Here is an 18,179-nt window from a genome sequence, read left to right as displayed (position 1 = left end):
GCGTGATTTGGCGTGCCGAAGACGCCAGTGCGAGCTCTTGCCTGAGGGCGACTGCTGGTTATGCCGCGGCACCCTTGGCGGTGGCCGCAACCACCTCAGCCTTGCGGCCGTAGCTCCAGTAGGCGGCGCAGGCGCCTTCCGAGGACACCATGCACGCCCCCATCGGATTGTCCGGTGTGCAGACCGTGCCGAACAGCTTGCATTCGGTCGGCGTTTTCACCCCGCGCAGGATGGCCGGACACTCGCAGGATTTGACCTCGCGCGACTCCTTCGGGCTGAGGGCAAAACGCTTTTCGGCATCGAAGGCAGAAAAAGCCTCCCGAATTCTCAAGGCACTGTCTGGAACATAGCCAAGACCGCGCCATTCAAAGGTTCGGCGCAACTCCAGCACTTCGTCAACCAGCCTCTGCGCCTTGCGATTGCCTTCCCGGGTCACGACGCGGGTGTATTGGTTTTCCACCTCGTGCCGACCTTCATTGATCTGACGGATCAGCATCAATGTCGACTGCATCACGTCGAGCGGTTCAAAGCCGGCAATTACGACCGGCTTCCTGAAGTCCCGCGCCGCCGGTTCATAAGGAGCCCAGCCGATGACCGAGCTGACATGGGAGGGACCCAGGAAACCGTCGATCTTCACCGGTCGCTCGCCCGGTTCCGCCGGAGCGTTGACGATGTGGGCGATGGCCGGAGGCGTCAGAACATGATTGCAGAAGACAGAGAAATTCTTTAGCCCCTCCGCTTTTGCCTGCAGGATCGCGACCGCCGTCGGCGGCGTCGTTGTTTCGAAACCGATGGCAAAGAACACCACCTGCCGCTGCGGGTTCTCCCGGGCGATCCGCAGCGCATCCTGGGTCGAATAGACCATCCGGATATCGGCCCCTTCGGCCTTGGCCCGGATGAGGCTTTTCTGCTTGGTTCCCGGCACGCGCATCATGTCGCCGTAGGTGGTCAGGATCACGTTCGCCTTCAGTGCCAGCTCCACGGCGTCGTCGAGACGGCGAACCGGCAAGACGCAGACCGGACAGCCCGGCCCATGCACATACTCCACATTTTCCGGAACCAGGTCCTGCACCCCGTAACGAAAGATCGCGTGGGTATGACCACCACAGAATTCCATCAGATGATAACGCCGATCCGGATCGGCTTCCTGCCGGATGGCAAGTGCAAGCTTTTCCGCCAGCTGTCCGTCCCGAAATTCCTTGATGTACTTCATGCGTCCGCCCCCGCCACCGGTTCGCCTGCCATATCCGCCAGCTCTTCTGCGAGGACGCCGGCTTCCGCCATCAGCTGCAAGGTGCGTTCGGCTTCCTCTTCGCTGAGCTTGTGCAGGGCATAGCCGACATGGACGAGAACATAGTCGCCGACGGCAACCTCCTCCAGCAGAGCGGTCGAGACCGGTTTGCGGATCCCCTCCAGGGCAACGGTTGCCATGGCATCGCTGTCTATGGAAACGACCCTGGCGGGAATGGCAAGACACATGAACCGGACCTCCTATTCCGCGGCAAGGCCGCGCGCGTGCGCCACCTGCATCTTCAGGGCACCGTCCAGCCATGTCAGCCAGCCGTTGACGCCCTCGCCCGTGCGGGCAGACACTTGCAGGACCTGGATCTTGCGATTGACCCGCCGCGCGTTCTTGATGGCCGCCCCGACGCAGAAATCCACGTGCGGCAGAAGGTCGGTCTTGTTGAGGATCATCAGATCGGCATTGGCAAAGATATCCGGATATTTCAGCGGCTTGTCCTCGCCTTCCGTCACTGACAGGATCACCACCTTGAAGGCTTCGCCGAGATCGAAGGCCGCCGGGCAAACCAGATTGCCGACATTCTCAATGAAAAGCACTCCGCCTTCGTCAAGCGGCAGCCTTTCCAGGGCGTGGCCAACCATATGCGCATCCAGATGGCAGCCCTTGCCGGTGTTGATCTGAATGGCGGGAGCACCGGTTTCGCGGATCCGGTCGGCGTCATTCGACGTCTGCTGATCGCCCTCGATGACCGCGGCAGGGGTCTTTCCTGCCATCCGCTTCAAGGTTTCAACGAGCAGCGTTGTCTTGCCAGAGCCGGGGCTGGAGACGAGATTGAGCGCCAGAACACCTTTCGCAGTCAACAAGGCCCGGTTGCGATCTGCGTAGGAATTGTTCTTGCCCAGAATATCGGTTTCGATCTGGATCAGCCGTGCCTGGCTCATGCCCGGCACAGTCCCACCGGCTTCGCCCTCGCCGAAATGGACATGACCGACATCGTGTGTGTGCCCATGCGCGTCAGAATGCCCGTGATCAGGGTCATGGTCTTTTTCATGGGAACCGCTACACCCGCATACCGTACACATCAAACCACCTCCAGTTCCCGGATCTTCAGTTCTTCACCACTGACGACCTGCAGGGCTTCGGAACCGCATTCCGGGCAGCAATCGAACCGCGCTTTTACCGGCACGGTCTTGAAACAGGACAGGCACAGCGCTTCGGCTGAAGGCCGGGAAATTTCCAGAACAGCGCCATCCGCCAGTGAGCCTTTCATGACGACGTCGAAGCCGAACTTCAGCGCTTCGGGTTCGACGCAAGACAAAGGCCCGATGTCGACGGCAACCCGCTTCACCTTGGTGAAGCTGTCCTTCGCCGCCTGGTCCTTCAAAATGTCGAGGATGCTCTCGCAAAGGGACATTTCATGCATCGGCAGCCTTCCTCTGGTGACCTGCTGTTTGCAGCCAGTCCAGAAAGTATGCCTCGGCTTCCGCCAGATTGGCTGTCGCCCTTACAGAAAGGCCTTCCTTCACCTCGCCAAACTCATAGCCGGAGATGCCCAACACGAAGGCCTTCGGCGTAGCGCCGTATAGCGTTTCACACAGCGCCAGTACGGTCTCTGGAACAAGACTGTGACTGCCGAGAACTTCCGGTGCGCCCGGTGCGATCTCCCGAAACGAAAAAGCCCCCTCCCCGCCGATCTCCGCATCGGCGAAGATCACCACATCTTGGCTAGAGACCTCCAGCGCGTGTTCGGCAACGAGCTGGTAATCGGTATCCACTTCCAGCCCCGGAAGATCGCGCGCGGCAACGGCTTCGGACAAGGCCGGCCCAAGCCCGTCATCGCCCCTTCCCGGATTGCCATAGCCGATCAGAAGCATGCAGGTGTCCTCTTTTCAGAGTTCCTACAAAAACCCTTTCCATCGTCATCCCGGCCAGGCGCAGCACGAGCCGGAATGACTATCTGAGAAGTATTCATTCCGCTGAATCTCCCCACCTTCAAACACACTGCGTCCGGCTGTCAACCAGCGCACCCTCGGCATTGAACAGCTCCACCTGCAGCGGCATCTGGCCGAGGGCGTGGGTGGCGCAGGAAAGGCACGGGTCATAGGCGCGGATCGCGACTTCGACATGGTTCAGCATGCCCTCGGTAATCTGCTCCTTGCCGGACAGATGCTTGACGGCAACGTCCTTCACCGCCCGGTTCATGCCCTCGTTGTTATGGGTGGTGGAGACGATCAGGTTGCAATAGGTGACCTGATCATGCTCATCGACCTTGTAATGGTGGATGAGGTTGCCGCGCGGCGCCTCGATCACGCCGATGCCTTCCTCGCGCCGGTCACCCTTGGCAATCAGATCCGTCCCTTGCAGATCCGGGTCGTTCAGCAGCTCCCTGATCTTTTCCACGCAATGCAGAACTTCGATCATCCGCGCCCAGTGATTGGCCAGCGTGGAATTGTTCGGCGTACCACAGGTCACGGCCTTCAGGTCCTTCAAGGCCGCGTTGGCCAGTGGCGTATCGATGAAGGCCGCCGTGTTCATGCGTGCAAGCGGCCCGACCCGGTACCAGCCTGCGTCCGGTCCAAGCGACTTGATGAAGGGAAATTTCATGTAGGACCAGGAGCGCACGTCTTCCACGATCAGCTCATGATACTTGATGTAGGGCACCTGATCGAAGATCATGTCACCGGTGGAACTGAGAGCGCGCAGATTGCCGTGATAGAGATCGAGCGCACCGTCGCTCTCTCGCACCAGCGACATGTAGTTGGACGGAAAGGAGCCGAATTCGGCGACCAGATCTTCATGCTCCAGGGTGTAGTCCCGGGCAAGTTTCACGGCATCAAAGGACCATTCGATCATCTGGTCCACTGAGGCCAGGAAATGATCCCGCCGTTCAATGGGCAGGTTGCGGTTGATCCCGCCCGGAATGGCCCCGGTGCCGTGCACCTTCTTGCCCGCCGTTGCCTCGATGATCTCCTGACCGTATTTGCGCATCAGGATGGCGCGTTTGCCGAGTTCCGGATTTTCCTTGATCACCTCGAAGATGTTACGTTTTTCCGCAGGCGCACCGAAGCCGAACAGAAGATCGGGAGCCGCCAGATGGAAGAAGTGCAGAACGTGGGACTGCATCACCTGGCCGTAATGCATCAGCCGGCGCATCTTTTCCGCCGTCGGCGTCAACTTGTCGACACCTGCGATCATGTCCATGGCTTTCGCCGCCGCCAGATGGTGGCTGACCGGGCAGATGCCGCACAGCCGCTGCACGATCACCGGCACTTCCCACATCAGGCGCCCGCGGATGAACCGCTCGAAGCCGCGGAATTCGACGATATGCAGCCGGGCTTCATCCACCTCGTTTTCCGCATTGAGATGGATCGTCACCTTGCCGTGGCCTTCCACGCGGGTGACGGGGGAGATTTCAATCAGTCTGGATTCAGCCATTGTGATCGCCCTCAGTCGAACTTGATCATGTCACGCTCAAAGCCCCTGAACTTGCCGGTCAGCAGCTTGGAAAGCGTGTCGAAAATGATGTCCCCGCTCGGTGCGCAGCCCGGGATCTGGTAGTCGATCTCCACCACCTGGGAACACGGATAGACCTCGTCCAGCAACAAGGGCAGCGCCGGGTCGTTGGGCACGTTGTGGGTGGTGTTGCGGATGTATTTGCCGGTGATATAGGCCTCGTCCAGACATTCGCGCAGCGGCGCGTCGGAATGCATGATCGCGTTGCGCATGGCCGGCAGGCCGCCCATGATCGCACATTGACCGAGCGCGATCAGCACATCGCAGTTGCGGCGGAAATCATGCAGCACATGCACGTTCTCCTCGTTGCAGCAGCCACCCTCGATAATGCCGATGTCGCAGCGCTGGGTGAACCGCTTCTTGTCGGTCAGCGGAGACCGGTCGACATCGACAAGCTGCATCAGATCGATCAGGCGTTCGTCGATATCCAGGATCGCCATGTGGCAGCCGAAACAGCCGGCAAGAGACGCGGTCGCGATCCGGGCTTTGGGCAGCTCGCTCATTTGCGCTTCTCCTCGATGTCATGACCGATCAGCCCATGATCGAATTCCCGTTCGCCGATGGGAACGGCAAAGCCGACGCGCTTGCGGATGATGCAGCCGACCGGGCAGACTTCGGCTGAAATGGCGTGATCGCTCACCTGCGCATCCGTGTCGGCAAGGTTCTCGCCATTGACCGCGACCCGCCGGTGAATGCCGCGGCCGACATAGCCGAACACACCCTTGCCATCGACGTCCTGGGACGCGCGGATGCAGCGCCCGCAGGAGATGCATCTGTTGGTGTCCAGCGCGATGTCGGGGTGCGAGGCATCCAGCGCCCGGCACGGTTCCAGATAGGGGAACCTGGTGGCTTCGGTCATGTCCAGCCGATAGGCCATGGCCTGAAGTTCGCAATTGCCGCTGGCTTCGCAGATCGGGCAAAGGTGATTGCCCTCGTGAAACAGCATCTCCACCAGGTCCCGGCGCATCTTGGTCAGATGCGGGGTCTCGTTCTCCACCGCCTGCCCTGGTGCCGCCGGCTGCGTACAGGCCGCCACGCTGCGCCCGCCTGCCTTCACCGTACACACCCGGCAACTGCCCTGGTGGCGCAGGCCTTCGTGGTCGCATAGCCGCGGAATATAAACCCCGGCCTCGTCGGCAGCTTCCATGATGGTCTGACCTGCATAGGCGGTGATCTCCACCCCGTCGATGGTGAAGGTAAAGCCGGTCTCTCTCTTCGTGCCGCTCATTGGGTGAAATCCTTGTCGAAGATATAGGAGCGGCGCTTGGCGATCTTGCGCGCACCGTCGATGGCCGACTGGATGTCGAACGTGTCGCGAATGCCGTCCTTGCTCGGCTTGATCACAGCCGAATAGACCAGCGGGAAGTTCTTCAAGGTGGTGAGAACCGGATTGGGCGACGTCATACCGAGGCCACAGCGGCTGGTCTCGATGATCGTTCCGGAGAGATCCTTGAGGTAGTCGATGTCTTCCGGGTTCGCGAGGCCCTTGCGGAACTTCTGGATCGCCTTCTGCAGGAAGACGTTGCCGACCCGGCAGGGCGTGCAATAGCCGCAGCTCTCATGCACGAAGAAGGACATGTAATATTCGACGATCTCCAGAACGTTGCGCTCGCCGTTGAAGACGATGATCGCACCACCGGTCGCAAGGTCGTCAAACGTCAGTTTGCGGTGAAAGCTGTCGCGGGCAATCATCGTGCCGCTCGGTCCCCCGACCTGCACCGCTGCGGCATCCTCGCCGCCAACCATCGCCAGCAGTTCCCAGACCGTGTGCCCATATGGCAGTTCATAGATGCCAGGGTTCAGGCAATCGCCGCAGACGGAGAACAGCTTGGTGCCGTGCGACCCTTCCAGGCCCATCGCATTGAACCAGGCCGCGCCCTCGTCGAGAATACGGGCGGCATGACAGAAGGTCTCCACGTTGTTGACCACCGTCGGATACCCGAGATAGCCGCGATTGACCGGAAACGGCGGCCGCGTCTTGGGTTCGCCCGGCAGGCCCTCACAGGAGCTGATGAGCGCACCTTCCTCACCGCAGATATAAGCACCCGCGCCGAGCTGCAGGCGGATATCGAAATCGAAGCCCTTCACGCCCAGTATGTCCGTGCCGAGCAGGCCCCGCCGGCGGCGCTCTTCCAGCACCTGTTGCAGAAGCTCGCGCAGATAGACATATTCGCCGCGCAGATAAAGGATGCCCTCGTGCGCACCGACGGCTCTTGCCGCAATCGTCATGCCTTCGATCAGGAGATGCGGCCGTTCGGTCAAAAGAACACGGTCCTTGAAGGTGCCCGGTTCGCCTTCATCCGCATTGCAGATGACGAAGTGCTTTTCGGCACGCTCGCTGGCGGCAAAACGCCATTTCCGGCCGGTGGTAAAGCCCGCGCCGCCACAGCCACGCAACCCGCTTTCCTCAATAGCAGATATGATCTGCGTCGGGGTTATCGTGGCCGCCTTTGCAAGCCCGGCGTCTTCCGGAACGGGACCGAGCAACACTTCACCCGCATGGCGAATGTTGTTGTCGACCATATGCAAGGCGCGTTCGGAGGGTGTCAGCTCCTCGAACCGTTCGCTGATCAGCTGCTCCGGACGCTGGCCAGCCTTCAGCGCCTGTGCAGCGCTGCGCGCCGTTTCCGGTGTCAGCTTCGTCAGGATGATGTCATTGACCATCGCAGCCGGCGCCTGATCGCACATGCCGATGCATGGGGTGTATTCCAGCGAAAAAGCGCCATCATTGCTGGTCTCGCCGACCTTCACCCCAAGCACCTCTTCAAAGGCACAGGCAACTTCCGATAAGCCGGAGAAGCGGTCGACGATATCATCACACAGCCGGATGGTGACCCTGCCCTTCGGCGTCAGCGAGAGAAACGAGTAGAAACTGGCAACACCTTCCACCTCGATCCGCGTGAGACCGGTGGCAGTGGCGATATGATCCATGGTCGCAGGGGCAATGCAGCGGTAGCGGTCCTGCACCTCGCGCAGGATGTCGAGCATGCGATGCTTGTCATTGCCGAACTGCGCGCAGATCGCGTCGATCTCTTCGGCGGGAACAGGTGCGGTTCCGCAGATGGCCGTCGAGATCCCGTTTCCGGTCTTCTGCCCGTTATCCATGGCCCCTCCCTTCCGATACTCGATGCTGACTGCCTCGGGCAGGCACGAAACATGCCCCGCCCCCTTCCGGAACCGATCGCGGGTTTCGCCCTGCCCTAAATCGATTTGAGGCCGAACCGATCTGCCGCACATGATGGCAACGACCCGCGACAGACTTGTGAAATTTCCCGGTGGCCTCACGCTCCCAGACTTGCAGGGCAACGTCTTTGAGGAAGATCAAGCTGCATAAAATCGGGGCAGCCTGTGCCCTCACCTTGCGTCAGCCGAATACGGTTTCGGCACCGGTCTCATGGGCACTTGCCTTCGGCAACCACGCGATTAGCGGAATGTTCAATGTCGAATGCCGTGAAGATACCGGGAGAGAAAGCGCCATCTGCGCAAGCAGTGCCGTACGCAAGCACGTGCTTGCGTCATCTCACGAGAGCGTGGTGGGACCTATGTCCCTGCTCCGGACGGCGGGACGGCCGGAGCAGCGCGAAATCTCTTAGCGCAGCGGGCGCTGCGCGAAGGTGTTATAGGCCTGCAACTGCCCGTTCGAACCGTTTCTGGTTTCCAGCCGTTCCAGGTTGATGATCGCAGACAGCATCAGCCGGTCCTGGCTCCAGTCGGCCGGTTTCTGGATCGACAGAGCCGACAGAAACACCACTGCCACCATGGGCAAGACGGCCAGACAGGTTACGCCCCAATGCGGGCGCACCCGGTTGGTTTCCAGGAGCGCTTCCACCCGGCGGCGCAGTTTCGCTGCCGGTGAGCGGCGCAGCAGCTTGTCCTGCACTTCCAGAAGGGCAACGGCAGCAATGCCAACGGAACGCTTGCGGGCTTCCCTGTCCTGGCGCTTGCGGATTCCCGCCTGGGCAGCCCGCAGCAGGCACATGCAGTAGGACCTAAGATCCACATGCGCGTTTTCCGCGACCTTCTGATCGCAGGCCAGTTCACGCAGACGCTCGACTTCGGACTTCCACATGTAGAAGAACGGGTTCCAGAAAAACAGCGGCCGCAGCAACTCCAGTCCGATTTCCCAGGTGACGTCACCCTGGCGCAGATGCTGGAACTCGTGCTTGAGAACCAGCTTCAGGTCCTCCGGCTCGGCCAGAAGATCGGACGGGATGACCACATAGTGACGCTTCAGGCCGCGTGCCGAGAACGGCACCATTGCGCGGTCCGACAAGAGCAGTTGCACACGGCCGTTGCTCCGCCATTCATGGCAGGTGGCCAGCACCCGGTACAATCGGACGAAACTGAGAACGAGCTTCAATGCGAAATAGCTGAACCCGACCAACAAGGCGAAGGCAATTCCGGCTCCGACGCCAGTAGACAGGGTCAGGATCTTTTCACTGAGCTGCGCACGCAGGCCCAGCAATGACTGAAAGTCTTCCGCTGGAATGGCAATGCCGCCACGCAGATACTGCGACACGGCATAATCAGCCAGATTGACGGACAGGGTCCGGGGGACCACTTCCGCCGACAGCATGTGCTGGTAGCCCATAACAGCGAAAGGCGTTAGCAGGATCAGGGCGAACAAGCCGTTCAGCAGCCCGAGCTGCACGGAAAAATCGACCTTTCTGCCGGAACGGGCCAGCAGAAGTTTGGCGCCCAGCCACACCAGTGCGGTGATGGCCAATGTGATGTTCAGATCGATATAGATATCGAAAATCTGGTTAAGTAGCGTCATCTGTCCTCCTCCTGTCCAGCAACGCTCTGATTTCCTCCAGATCGTCTCCCGTGAGTTCGTATTCATCGACAAGCCGGGCCACGAGGGACGCAGGCGTGCCGTCGAACAGTTTTTCTGACAGATTTCGGAGAGATCGGGACTGGTAGGTATCCCTGGTCAGCCGAGGGGAATAGATGAATGTCTTGCCTTCTTTGCGGCTGTCCACGAAGCCTTTTTCATCCAGAATTCGCATGATGGTGGCGCAGGACGTATAGGCGAGTTTTCTCTCCGGCGGCAGACATGCAAGGATGTCCCGCACGGAGCCTTCGCCGAGTTTCCAGAGTTCGGTCATGAACTCCAGCTCGACTTCGGTCAAAAACTCGTTGCTCTTACGCTTTCTCATTACAGTCCTGTACCGATCACGGAAAATGAATGTGGCTTACAACATCTATTCATGCACCAGAATATCGGAAATTACTATGTCTTTAGTCGACGAAGAGGTTCGGGTTTCTCGCATCATTGAGTTGTCCTAATGGACCAAAGGCGCACGGGAAACCCGCGCGCCTTTGGTCACATCAGACTTTCCAGAAGCAGAACACGCCCCAGCCGATGCTCAGGGCAAGCGGCCACCAGAGCGGGTTGCCCACCAGGCCGAGCCAGGCCAGGAAAATATAGGCCGTTCCGAGCAAGGTGATGAAGAGGCGGTCACCGCGGGTCGTTTCCAGTCCCAGGACGCCCCTCCGGGCAGCCCCGCCGGGAAACTTCACTTCCAGGGCCGTCAGCACCCCGATTGCAGAGAAGATACCGACGAACAGCAGTGCCGTCGGCAGGGTCCAGGCCATCCAACCGAGCATCATACCCTCCCCAGGGCAAAGCCCTTGGCAATGTAGTTACGGACAAAATAGATGACGATGGCGCCGGGAATGATAGTCAGGGTCCCGGCGGCCGCCAGCAGACCCAGTTCGTAACCGGCGGAGGAAGCGGTTCGGGTCATCACGGCGGCAATGGGTTTCGCCTCGACGGCGGTAAGTGTCTTGGACAGCAGCATTTCCACCCAGGAGAACATGAAGCAGAAGAAGGCTGCCACCCCGACGCCGGACTTGATTGCCGGCAGGAAGATCGTCATGAAGAAGCGCGGGAAGGAATAGCCGTCCACATAGGCGGTTTCGTCCAGTTCCTTCGGCACCCCGCTCATGAACCCTTCCAGGATCCAGACCGCCAGCGGCACGTTGAACAGGCAGTGCGCCAGGGCGACGGCCAGATGCGTGTCGAACAGGCCGACGGCGGAATAGAGCTGGAAGAACGGCAGCGCGAAGACGGCGGCCGGCGCCATGCGGTTGGTCAGCAGCCAGAAGAACAGGTGCTTGTCGCCCACGAAGGAATAGCGGGAGAACGCATAGGCTGCCGGCAGCGCAACGGTGATCGAAATGACCGTGTTGATGGTCACGTAGATGATCGAGTTGATGTACCCCCAATACCATGTCGGATCAGTGAAGATGTCGATGTAGTTGGCAAAGGTCCAGGTCTGCGGGAACAGGGTGAACCCGGACAGGATCTCGTTGGTGGTCTTGAAGCTCATCGCGACGAGCCAGTAGATCGGCAACATCAGGAAGAGAATGTAAAGGATGGGAACCAGGCTTTTCAGGCGCATGACGGTTCTCCTCAGGACTTGTTATCGTTCATCGTCATCAGCGTGTAGAACAGCCAGGAGGCGAACAACGTGATGGCGAAGTAGATGAGGGACATGGCGGCTGCCGGTCCAAGGTCGAACTGACCCAGCGCGATCTTCACGAGATCGATCGACAGCAGTGTCGTGGAGTTGCCCGGACCGCCGCCCGTCAGGACGAAAGGCTCCGTGTAGATGTTGAAGCTGTCCATGAAGCGCAGCAGCACGGCAATGGTCAGCACCGTTTTCATCTTCGGCAACTGGATGAAACGGAACACGGCCCAGCGGGACGCCCCGTCGATTTCCGCCGCCTGATAATAGGCGTTCGGGATCGAGACCAGGCCGGCATAGGCCAGCAGCACCACCAGCGACGTCCAGTGCCAGACATCCATGACGATGATCGTCACCCAGGCCGCAATCGGGTTCTGGGTCATGTCATAGGAAATGCCCAGGGTGTGGTTCAGGAAGTAACCCAGCAGACCGATGTCCGGCAGGGTAAAGATGTTCCACATCGCGCCGACCACGTTCCAGGGGATCAGCATCGGCAAGGCCATGGTGACCAGGCAGAACGGCACCCAGAAGCCCTTCTTGGGCATGGACAGCGCAATCGCGACGCCGAGCGGCACCTCGATGATCAGGATCAGGAAGGTGAACAGGAACTGCCGTCCCAGCGCATTGTGGAAACGCTCGGAACGAAGCACCTGCTCGAACCAGTCCAGCCCCTGCCAGAAGAACAGATTGTCGCCGAAGGTTTCCTGCACGGAGTAGTTCACCACGGTCATCATAGGAATGAGCGCGTTGAAGGCGACGAGAAGGAGCACCGGGGTTACAAAGAACCAGGCGCGTTGATTTTGCGTTTTCATCGGGCCCCTCCCTCAGGCTGGCTCGCCAGCCACCCGTCCTTGTAGAGACGGGTCTGGGATTGTTTGAAGTCGAGCATCACGTCGTCTCCGGCATTGGGCGCTTCACCCTCCAGGATGGCGTTGATGCGCATGTCGTGCGCGACCGCCTCAACCACCTTGTGGCGACCGATGTCGGCAACCTTGCGAACCTTCGCTGCAATGCCCGCACCACCGGCGGAAACCTTGACAAATTCCGGCCGGACGCCGATTTCCGCCGCGCCATTGCCGGCAGAGGCCACCGGGCCTTCCAGAGCGACCCTTTCGCCGCGGAAGAAGGCCGCTCCGTTCTGGACCTCGCAGGGCAGGACGTTCATGCCCGGAGAGCCGATAAAGTGACCGACGAAAGTGTGGGCGGGACGTTCGAACAGATCCACGGGCGTGCCGATCTGCACGACCTCGCCGTCCTGCATCACCACCACCTGATCAGCAAACGTCAGCGCTTCGGTCTGATCGTGGGTCACATAGATCATGGTCGCCTTGACCCGCTGGTGAAGCTCTTTCAGCTTGGACCGCAGCTTCCATTTCAGATGGGGATCGATCACCGTCAGCGGTTCGTCGAACATCACCACGTTGACGTCCTCGCGAATGAGGCCACGGCCCATGGAGATCTTCTGCTTGTTGTCCGGCGAAAGATTTGCCGCCCGGACCTTCAGCATTTCGGTGACTTCCAGCATTTCGGCGATCGCGGCGACCCGGCGCTTGACCGTGTCCTCGTCGCGCCCCCGGTTCCTGAGCGGAAAGGCCAGATTGTCGTAGACGGTCATCGTGTCGTAGATGACCGGGAACTGGAACACCTGCGCGATATTGCGCTTTGCCGGCGGCAACGACGTGACATCCTGGTCGTTGAACAGGATCTTGCCTTCAGAAGGCACCAGCAGGCCCGAAATGATGTTCAGCAGCGTGGACTTGCCACAGCCCGACGGGCCAAGAAGGGCGTAGGCCCCGCCGTCGTCCCATGTCAGGTCGATCTTCTTCAGGGCGTAATCCGCATCGCTCGCCGGGTTGGGCTGGTAGCTGTGGCGCAGATTGGAGAGTTTGATTTGTGCCATGATGTCCTCTCCTCAGGCAGCCAGCTGGCCGTCAGGCGCAAAGAAGAAACAATGGCTCGGATCCAGGTAGAAGCTGTGGACCTCGCCGACGGAATAGGGATGAACCCCGGGTGACAGCGACACCCAGGCATTGCCGTCCATGTCAAAGTGGGCGCTGCTTTCCGATCCGCTGAGCTCCGTCACCAGAACGTGGCCGTCCAGCTTCACCGTGTGATGGGCACTTTCCACCGGCATGACATGATGGGGTCTTATCGCCAGGGTGTATGTGCCGTCCTGAAGCCCGGAGGCGACACCCGTCGCCTGCCAGCGCGTGACCTCGTTGAGGACAACCATGTCCCCTTGTTTGGTCACCTGGGCAATATTGATCGGCGGGTTGGAGAATACCTTGGCTGCATCCAGGTCTTTCGGCTTGCGGTAGATATCAGCGGTCGGGCCGAACTGCACCACATTGCCATCGGTCATAAGGGCCGTGTGGCCGCCCAGAAGCAGTGCCTCCTCCGGCTCTGACGTTGCGTAGACGACAACCGCGCCGCGACCTGCGAAAAGCTCGGGAAGCTGATCGCGCAGTTCCTCACGGAGCTTGTAGTCAAGGTTGGCAAGCGGCTCGTCGAGGAACACCGCGTCACTTTCCTTGACGATGGCGCGCGCAAGCGCGGTGCGCTGCTGCTGGCCGCCGGAAAGTTCATGCGGATTGCGCTTGAGATAGGGCTTCAACTTCATCAGTTGGGCCGCTTCTTCCACCCGACCCTCGATCTCCGACTTGGCAACGCCCGCGACCTTCAGTGGCGAGGCGATATTGTCGAAAACAGACATATGCGGGTAGTTGACGAAAAACTGATGCACCAGGCTGATGTTGCGCTTTTGCGCGGACAGGCGCGACACGTCCTTGCCGTTGAGCACGATCTGCCCGCTAGCCAGACTGTCAAGGCCCGCCATCAGCTTGATCAGCGAGGTCTTGCCCGAGCCGGTTTCTCCAAGCAGCACGTTGAAGTGACCGGGATGCAGCGTGAGGCTCGTTTCCTTGACATGGGTGATGCCTGCAACGCGCTTGCTGACGTTCTTGAGTTCTAGAGACATTTATTTTTCGCCCGCGTCCGGACAGGTGCAAGTGGCGAAACAACGATTTCGCGCCCTGTCGCTTCGGATCGGTGGTGGACCGGGGAGACGCCCCGGTCCGGCTTGTTGGGTGATGGGTGCCCGGGCACCGCGCGCCGCATGGCGGACACGATGCCCCTGCATGTCGCCAAGGCTTATTTTTCAGCCCAGCGTGCGACCAGTTCGTCGTAGTTCACGGTCTGGCCCTGCGGCTTCTCGTTTTCGAGCTTGGCCTTCGGTGCGCCCGGTTTGTCGAGCCATACCTGCGGGTCGGACTCTTCGTTCAGACGTGGGCCGCACCCGCCATAGACGTTGGCGCGCTCGTCAGCCTGCTGCATGCGAGCCATGACGATGTCCATTTCCTCGGCAAGACGGTCCATCGCTTCCTGCGGCGTGAAGGCGCCGGAGTTCACGTCACCGATCTGCTGCCACCAGATCTGGGCCAGCTTCGGATAGTCCGGAACGTTGATGCCGGTCGGGGACCAGGCCACACGGTCCGGCGAGCGATAGAACTCGACCAGGCCGCCGAGCTTCGGAGCACGCTCGGTGAAGGACTCGTGACGAACGGTACTGTCGCGGATGAAGGTGAGACCGACATGGCTCTTCTTCACGTCAACTGTCTTGGAGACCACGAACTGCGCATAGAGCCAGGCGGCTTTCGCACGGTCCACCGGAGTGGAATTCAGGATCGTCCAGGAGCCCACATCCTGGTAGCCGACCTTCTGGCCTTCTTCCCAGTAAGGACCATGGGGGCTCGGCGCCATGCGCCACAGCGGCGTGCCTTCGTCGTCAACCGTGTTGTTGCCTTCGGACTTCGGCTTCACCATGTCCGCGGTGAACGCGGTGTACCAGAAGATCTGCTGGGCAACGTTGCCCTGGCTGAGAGCCGGCAGCGACTGGTAGAAGTCGAAGCTGGCAGCCCCTGGAGGCGCATAGTTGCGCAGCCATTCGTCCCACTTGCGGATGGCGTAGACGGCCGCCGGGCCGTTCGCAGCACCGCCGCGGGAAACCGAAGCACCAACCGGGTTACAGGTGCCGGCTTCCATGCGGATGCCCCACTCGTCAACCGGAATGCCGTTCGGCTCACCCTTGTCGCCCGCGCCCGCCATGGACAGCCAGGCATCGGTCATGCGCCAGCCGAGGTCCGGTGCGCGCTTGCCGTAGTCCATGTGACCATAGATCTGAACGCCGTCGACTTCCTTCACGTCCTTGGTGAAGAACTCGGCGATGTCCTCATATGCGGACCAGTTGACCGGCACGCCGAGGTCGTAGCCGTATTTGTCCTTGAAGGCCTTCTTCAGGTCTTCGCGGTCGAACCAGTCCTTACGGAACCAATAAAGGTTCGCGAACTGCTGGTCAGGAAGCTGGTAGAGGTCGCCGTCCGGACCGGTCGTGAACTGAGTGCCCATGAAGTCATCCAGGTCGAGACCCGGGTTGGTGACATCCTTGGCATCGCCGTTCATCCAGTCGGTCAGGTTGTAGGCAAGCTGCAGACGGGAATGGGTGCCGATCAGGTCGGAGTCGTTGACATAGGCGTCATAGAGGTTCCGGCCGGTCTGCATCTGGGTCTGCACGGCCTGAACCACTTCCCCTTCGCCGAGGATCTGGTGATTGACCTTGATACCGGTGATTTCTTCGAAGGCCTTGGTCAGAACTTCCGACTCGTAGGAGTGCGTCGGAATGCCTTCTGACAGGACGTTGATTTCCATGCCCTTGAAAGGTTCGGCCGCCTTGATGAACCACTGCATTTCTGCAAGCTGATCGTCTTTCGACAGAACGGATGGCTGGAATTCCTGGTCGATCCACTTTTGCGCCGCTGCTTCATCGGCAAAAGCGGACCCTGCCCCCGCAAGCACAGCACCAGCTGCGACTGCGGTGAGTAGATACTTACGCATCTGCATCTCCTCCCGTGAGATAATATTCGCCGTCTTTATCCGGCTAGGGATAGATGGTCACAGCATCGCCATGATGTCAAACTAAATTTTTAGTAGATAATCAAACCGCCTCTACAGAGAGGCAATGCATTGTTTTTAAATGCTTTTCCAAGAATATACCCTCGATCGGATGCGATCCGGAACCCCGACTTCTTGTCAAGCAATGCCCGTAGTGTGGCATAAATTTGACACCATATGTAGCACGAAATCGGGTTTCGAGTCTTTCATATTTTTCATCAGGACGCTTCCATTGACGTTCGTTTTGCATCGCAAAACGAAATCTGAATTAATATTTTGCACTGCGGCAAAGAGTATTAGGTCACATGCGGGCGCTGCGCGGAGCCCGATGATAGTCCCCTGCCCTGCCCCTGTGATGAGATGACCCCAGCCGCGGCACAGATAATCTCTTGCATTGACGCGTCCCCTCCAGTGGCTATGTCTCATGGCGAACGCACCGCCAGCGCCTTCACGGCACTTCAATGCAGGGACGACAGCAGCCAATGACCACTTTTTCAACCGATGACCCGGTGCTGGTAACGGGGGCCACAGGCTACGTCGCCGGCTGGCTGGTGAAAGAATTGCTCGATGCGGGAATAACGGTGCATGCTGCCGTCCGCGATCCGGACGACACCAGTAAGACCGCGCACCTTAAGGACATTGCAGCCACAGCACCCGGCACCTTGCGCTTCTTCAAGGCCGATCTGCTGAACGAGGGCTCCTACGCCGAGGCTATGGCAGGCTGCGCGCTCGTGTTCCACACAGCCTCGCCTTTCACCACGTCGGTCAAGGACCCGCAACGGGAACTGGTCGATCCGGCCGTGAAGGGGACACGGAACGTTCTGGAGACAGCTGCCCGGACACCTGGTGTCAAACGCGTGGTCGTCACCAGTTCCTGCGCGGCCATCTACACAGATGCGATCGATTGCTCGAAAGCGCCCGGCGGCGTTCTGACCGAAGACGTCTGGAACATCACAGCGTCCCTCGACTATCAGCCTTACAGTTATTCCAAGACACTCGCGGAACAGGAAGCCTGGAAGATTGCCGAGGCGCAGGATCGCTTCAAGCTGGTCACCGTCAATCCGTCGCTGGTGATCGGCCCTGCCCTCAATGAAAGGCCAACCTCGGAAAGCTTCAACATCGTCCGCCAGATGGGCGACGGCACCATGAAAAGGGGGGCGCCGAAACTCGGCCTGGGGGTTGTGGATGTACGCGACCTGGCCAGGGCGCACATGGAAGCAGGTTTCAGGGAACATGCCGAGGGCCGGCACATCATCTCCGGCCACAACACCAACATTCTGGAACTCGGCAAAACCTTGATCGCGAAATACGGCGACCGCTACCCTGTGCCGCGTCAGTCTCTGCCGAAGTGGGTCGTCTGGCTGGTCGGGCCAATTGTCGGCGGTATTTCCCGGAAATTCGTCGCCAACAATGTCGACGTGAAATGGCGCGCCGACAACACCAAGAGCAAACGTGCGCTCGGGGTGACCTACAGGCCGATGAAGACTTCCATGGAAGAGATGTTCCAACAGATGATCGACGCCGGGGCCTTCGGAAAGTAGCTCGCTTCAGATTACACCCACTCCGTTCGCTGAGGTCACGGCATGGATTGCAGGGTCAAGCCCTGCAATGACGGAAGCTGGGCAAAGTATCGCCGTATCCATGCCCTCTTTTCTCCTACTGACTCCCCGTCACCCCATGGCTCGACCATGGGATCCATGCCGTTGTCCTTCAGCCAGACGTTAGCCCCGGCTGTCATGGTCCACGTACGATTTACTGGGCCAAACCCTGTGACGACCGAAGTCAGGTGAGGTGTAATCTCGCGAGCAAAAGCTATTGAACCCAGGCCCCTGATTCCAGTGAAACGCGAGCCTGGACCGGGGAGTCCCAGGTTTTTCAAAAAAACAAAAGGCGCAGCCGGAAGCCGCGCCTTTCCTGATGAAGAAAACCCGAAGCGGGTCTTACATCTTGCACTCGGATGAATAGGCATCGCCATGATCGGACAGGGCCGTTCCGACGATCTT

The 18,179-nt window shown here is 59.8% G+C and carries 18 protein-coding genes; 1 reads left to right on the top strand and 17 read right to left on the bottom strand.

The annotated features are described in order from the left end of the window. Positions 1 to 58: 58 nt before the first annotated feature. The 17 genes from hypD to V1T76_RS22820 all read right to left on the bottom strand — a co-directional run bounded on the left by hypD (position 59) and on the right by V1T76_RS22820 (position 16,119). A complete protein-coding gene (hypD, locus tag V1T76_RS22900) occupies positions 59 to 1,213 on the bottom strand; it encodes a hydrogenase formation protein HypD (protein WP_330563006.1) in 1,155 nt (384 codons plus the stop codon). After that, entirely contained in the window at positions 1,210 to 1,479 is a 270-nt protein-coding gene (locus V1T76_RS22895; RefSeq protein ID WP_330563005.1) for a HypC/HybG/HupF family hydrogenase formation chaperone, read from the bottom strand. Before V1T76_RS22895 ends, hypD begins: the two co-directional genes overlap by 4 nt. Before the next feature lie 12 nt (positions 1,480 to 1,491). Next, complete coding sequence (gene hypB / locus V1T76_RS22890) at positions 1,492 to 2,184, bottom strand: hydrogenase nickel incorporation protein HypB (protein WP_442970162.1); 693 nt, start codon at positions 2,182 to 2,184, stop codon at positions 1,492 to 1,494. A 140-nt stretch (positions 2,185 to 2,324) separates the two neighbouring features. Continuing rightward, the gene (hypA, locus tag V1T76_RS22885; RefSeq protein ID WP_330563003.1) at positions 2,325 to 2,666 is read right to left on the bottom strand and encodes a hydrogenase maturation nickel metallochaperone HypA; all 342 of its coding nucleotides are present in this window, start codon (positions 2,664 to 2,666) and stop codon (positions 2,325 to 2,327) included. Next, positions 2,659 to 3,117: a hydrogenase maturation protease gene (locus V1T76_RS22880; RefSeq protein ID WP_330563002.1), complete on the bottom strand. Its 459-nt coding sequence runs from the start codon at positions 3,115 to 3,117 to the stop codon at positions 2,659 to 2,661. The genes hypA and V1T76_RS22880 overlap by 8 nt, the downstream gene beginning before the upstream one ends. Before the next feature lie 118 nt (positions 3,118 to 3,235). Continuing rightward, entirely contained in the window at positions 3,236 to 4,678 is a 1,443-nt protein-coding gene (locus tag V1T76_RS22875) for a Ni/Fe hydrogenase subunit alpha (protein ID WP_330563001.1), read from the bottom strand. An 11-nt stretch (positions 4,679 to 4,689) separates the two neighbouring features. Next, positions 4,690 to 5,259 (bottom strand): NADP oxidoreductase, encoded by a 570-nt coding sequence (locus tag V1T76_RS22870; RefSeq protein ID WP_148582788.1) that lies wholly within the window; start codon positions 5,257 to 5,259, stop codon positions 4,690 to 4,692. Then, complete coding sequence (locus tag V1T76_RS22865; RefSeq protein ID WP_330563000.1) at positions 5,256 to 5,984, bottom strand: 2Fe-2S iron-sulfur cluster-binding protein; 729 nt, start codon at positions 5,982 to 5,984, stop codon at positions 5,256 to 5,258. The genes V1T76_RS22870 and V1T76_RS22865 overlap by 4 nt, the downstream gene beginning before the upstream one ends. Next, complete coding sequence (locus V1T76_RS22860; RefSeq protein ID WP_330562999.1) at positions 5,981 to 7,861, bottom strand: NAD(P)H-dependent oxidoreductase subunit E; 1,881 nt, start codon at positions 7,859 to 7,861, stop codon at positions 5,981 to 5,983. The genes V1T76_RS22865 and V1T76_RS22860 overlap by 4 nt, the downstream gene beginning before the upstream one ends. Before the next feature lie 484 nt (positions 7,862 to 8,345). Next, the gene (locus V1T76_RS22855) at positions 8,346 to 9,533 is read right to left on the bottom strand and encodes a M56 family metallopeptidase (protein WP_330562998.1); all 1,188 of its coding nucleotides are present in this window, start codon (positions 9,531 to 9,533) and stop codon (positions 8,346 to 8,348) included. Continuing rightward, complete coding sequence (locus V1T76_RS22850) at positions 9,520 to 9,915, bottom strand: BlaI/MecI/CopY family transcriptional regulator (protein ID WP_006931837.1); 396 nt, start codon at positions 9,913 to 9,915, stop codon at positions 9,520 to 9,522. The genes V1T76_RS22855 and V1T76_RS22850 overlap by 14 nt, the downstream gene beginning before the upstream one ends. A 172-nt stretch (positions 9,916 to 10,087) precedes the next feature. Next, positions 10,088 to 10,369, bottom strand: coding sequence for a DUF2160 domain-containing protein (locus V1T76_RS22845; RefSeq protein ID WP_023003070.1), 282 nt, complete (start codon positions 10,367 to 10,369; stop codon positions 10,088 to 10,090). Then, on the bottom strand, positions 10,366 to 11,163 hold the full coding sequence (locus tag V1T76_RS22840) for a carbohydrate ABC transporter permease (protein WP_006931839.1): 798 nt from the start codon (positions 11,161 to 11,163) through the stop codon (positions 10,366 to 10,368). Before V1T76_RS22840 ends, V1T76_RS22845 begins: the two co-directional genes overlap by 4 nt. Before the next feature lie 11 nt (positions 11,164 to 11,174). After that, positions 11,175 to 12,041, bottom strand: a complete 867-nt coding sequence (locus tag V1T76_RS22835; protein ID WP_006931840.1) for a carbohydrate ABC transporter permease — start codon at positions 12,039 to 12,041, stop codon at positions 11,175 to 11,177. Further along, positions 12,038 to 13,129 carry an ABC transporter ATP-binding protein gene (locus V1T76_RS22830; RefSeq protein WP_330562997.1) on the bottom strand — a complete coding sequence of 364 codons (1,092 nt, stop codon included), beginning with the start codon at positions 13,127 to 13,129 and terminating at the stop codon, positions 12,038 to 12,040. Before V1T76_RS22830 ends, V1T76_RS22835 begins: the two co-directional genes overlap by 4 nt. A 12-nt stretch (positions 13,130 to 13,141) precedes the next feature. Next, positions 13,142 to 14,206 carry an ABC transporter ATP-binding protein gene (locus tag V1T76_RS22825; RefSeq protein WP_330562996.1) on the bottom strand — a complete coding sequence of 355 codons (1,065 nt, stop codon included), beginning with the start codon at positions 14,204 to 14,206 and terminating at the stop codon, positions 13,142 to 13,144. Positions 14,207 to 14,379: 173 nt separating this feature from the next. Then, on the bottom strand, positions 14,380 to 16,119 hold the full coding sequence (locus V1T76_RS22820; RefSeq protein ID WP_330562995.1) for an ABC transporter substrate-binding protein: 1,740 nt from the start codon (positions 16,117 to 16,119) through the stop codon (positions 14,380 to 14,382). A 539-nt stretch (positions 16,120 to 16,658) separates the two neighbouring features. Here V1T76_RS22820 and V1T76_RS22815 point away from each other — a divergent pair. After that, complete coding sequence (locus V1T76_RS22815; RefSeq protein WP_330562994.1) at positions 16,659 to 17,717, top strand: NAD-dependent epimerase/dehydratase family protein; 1,059 nt, start codon at positions 16,659 to 16,661, stop codon at positions 17,715 to 17,717. Positions 17,718 to 18,179 lie beyond the last annotated feature (462 nt).

It is taken from the genome of Roseibium sp. FZY0029, assembly GCF_036350355.1.
In the GTDB taxonomy this organism is placed as follows: Bacteria; Pseudomonadota; Alphaproteobacteria; order Rhizobiales; family Stappiaceae; genus Roseibium.
This window is presented reverse-complemented; position numbering and strand designations above follow the sequence as displayed.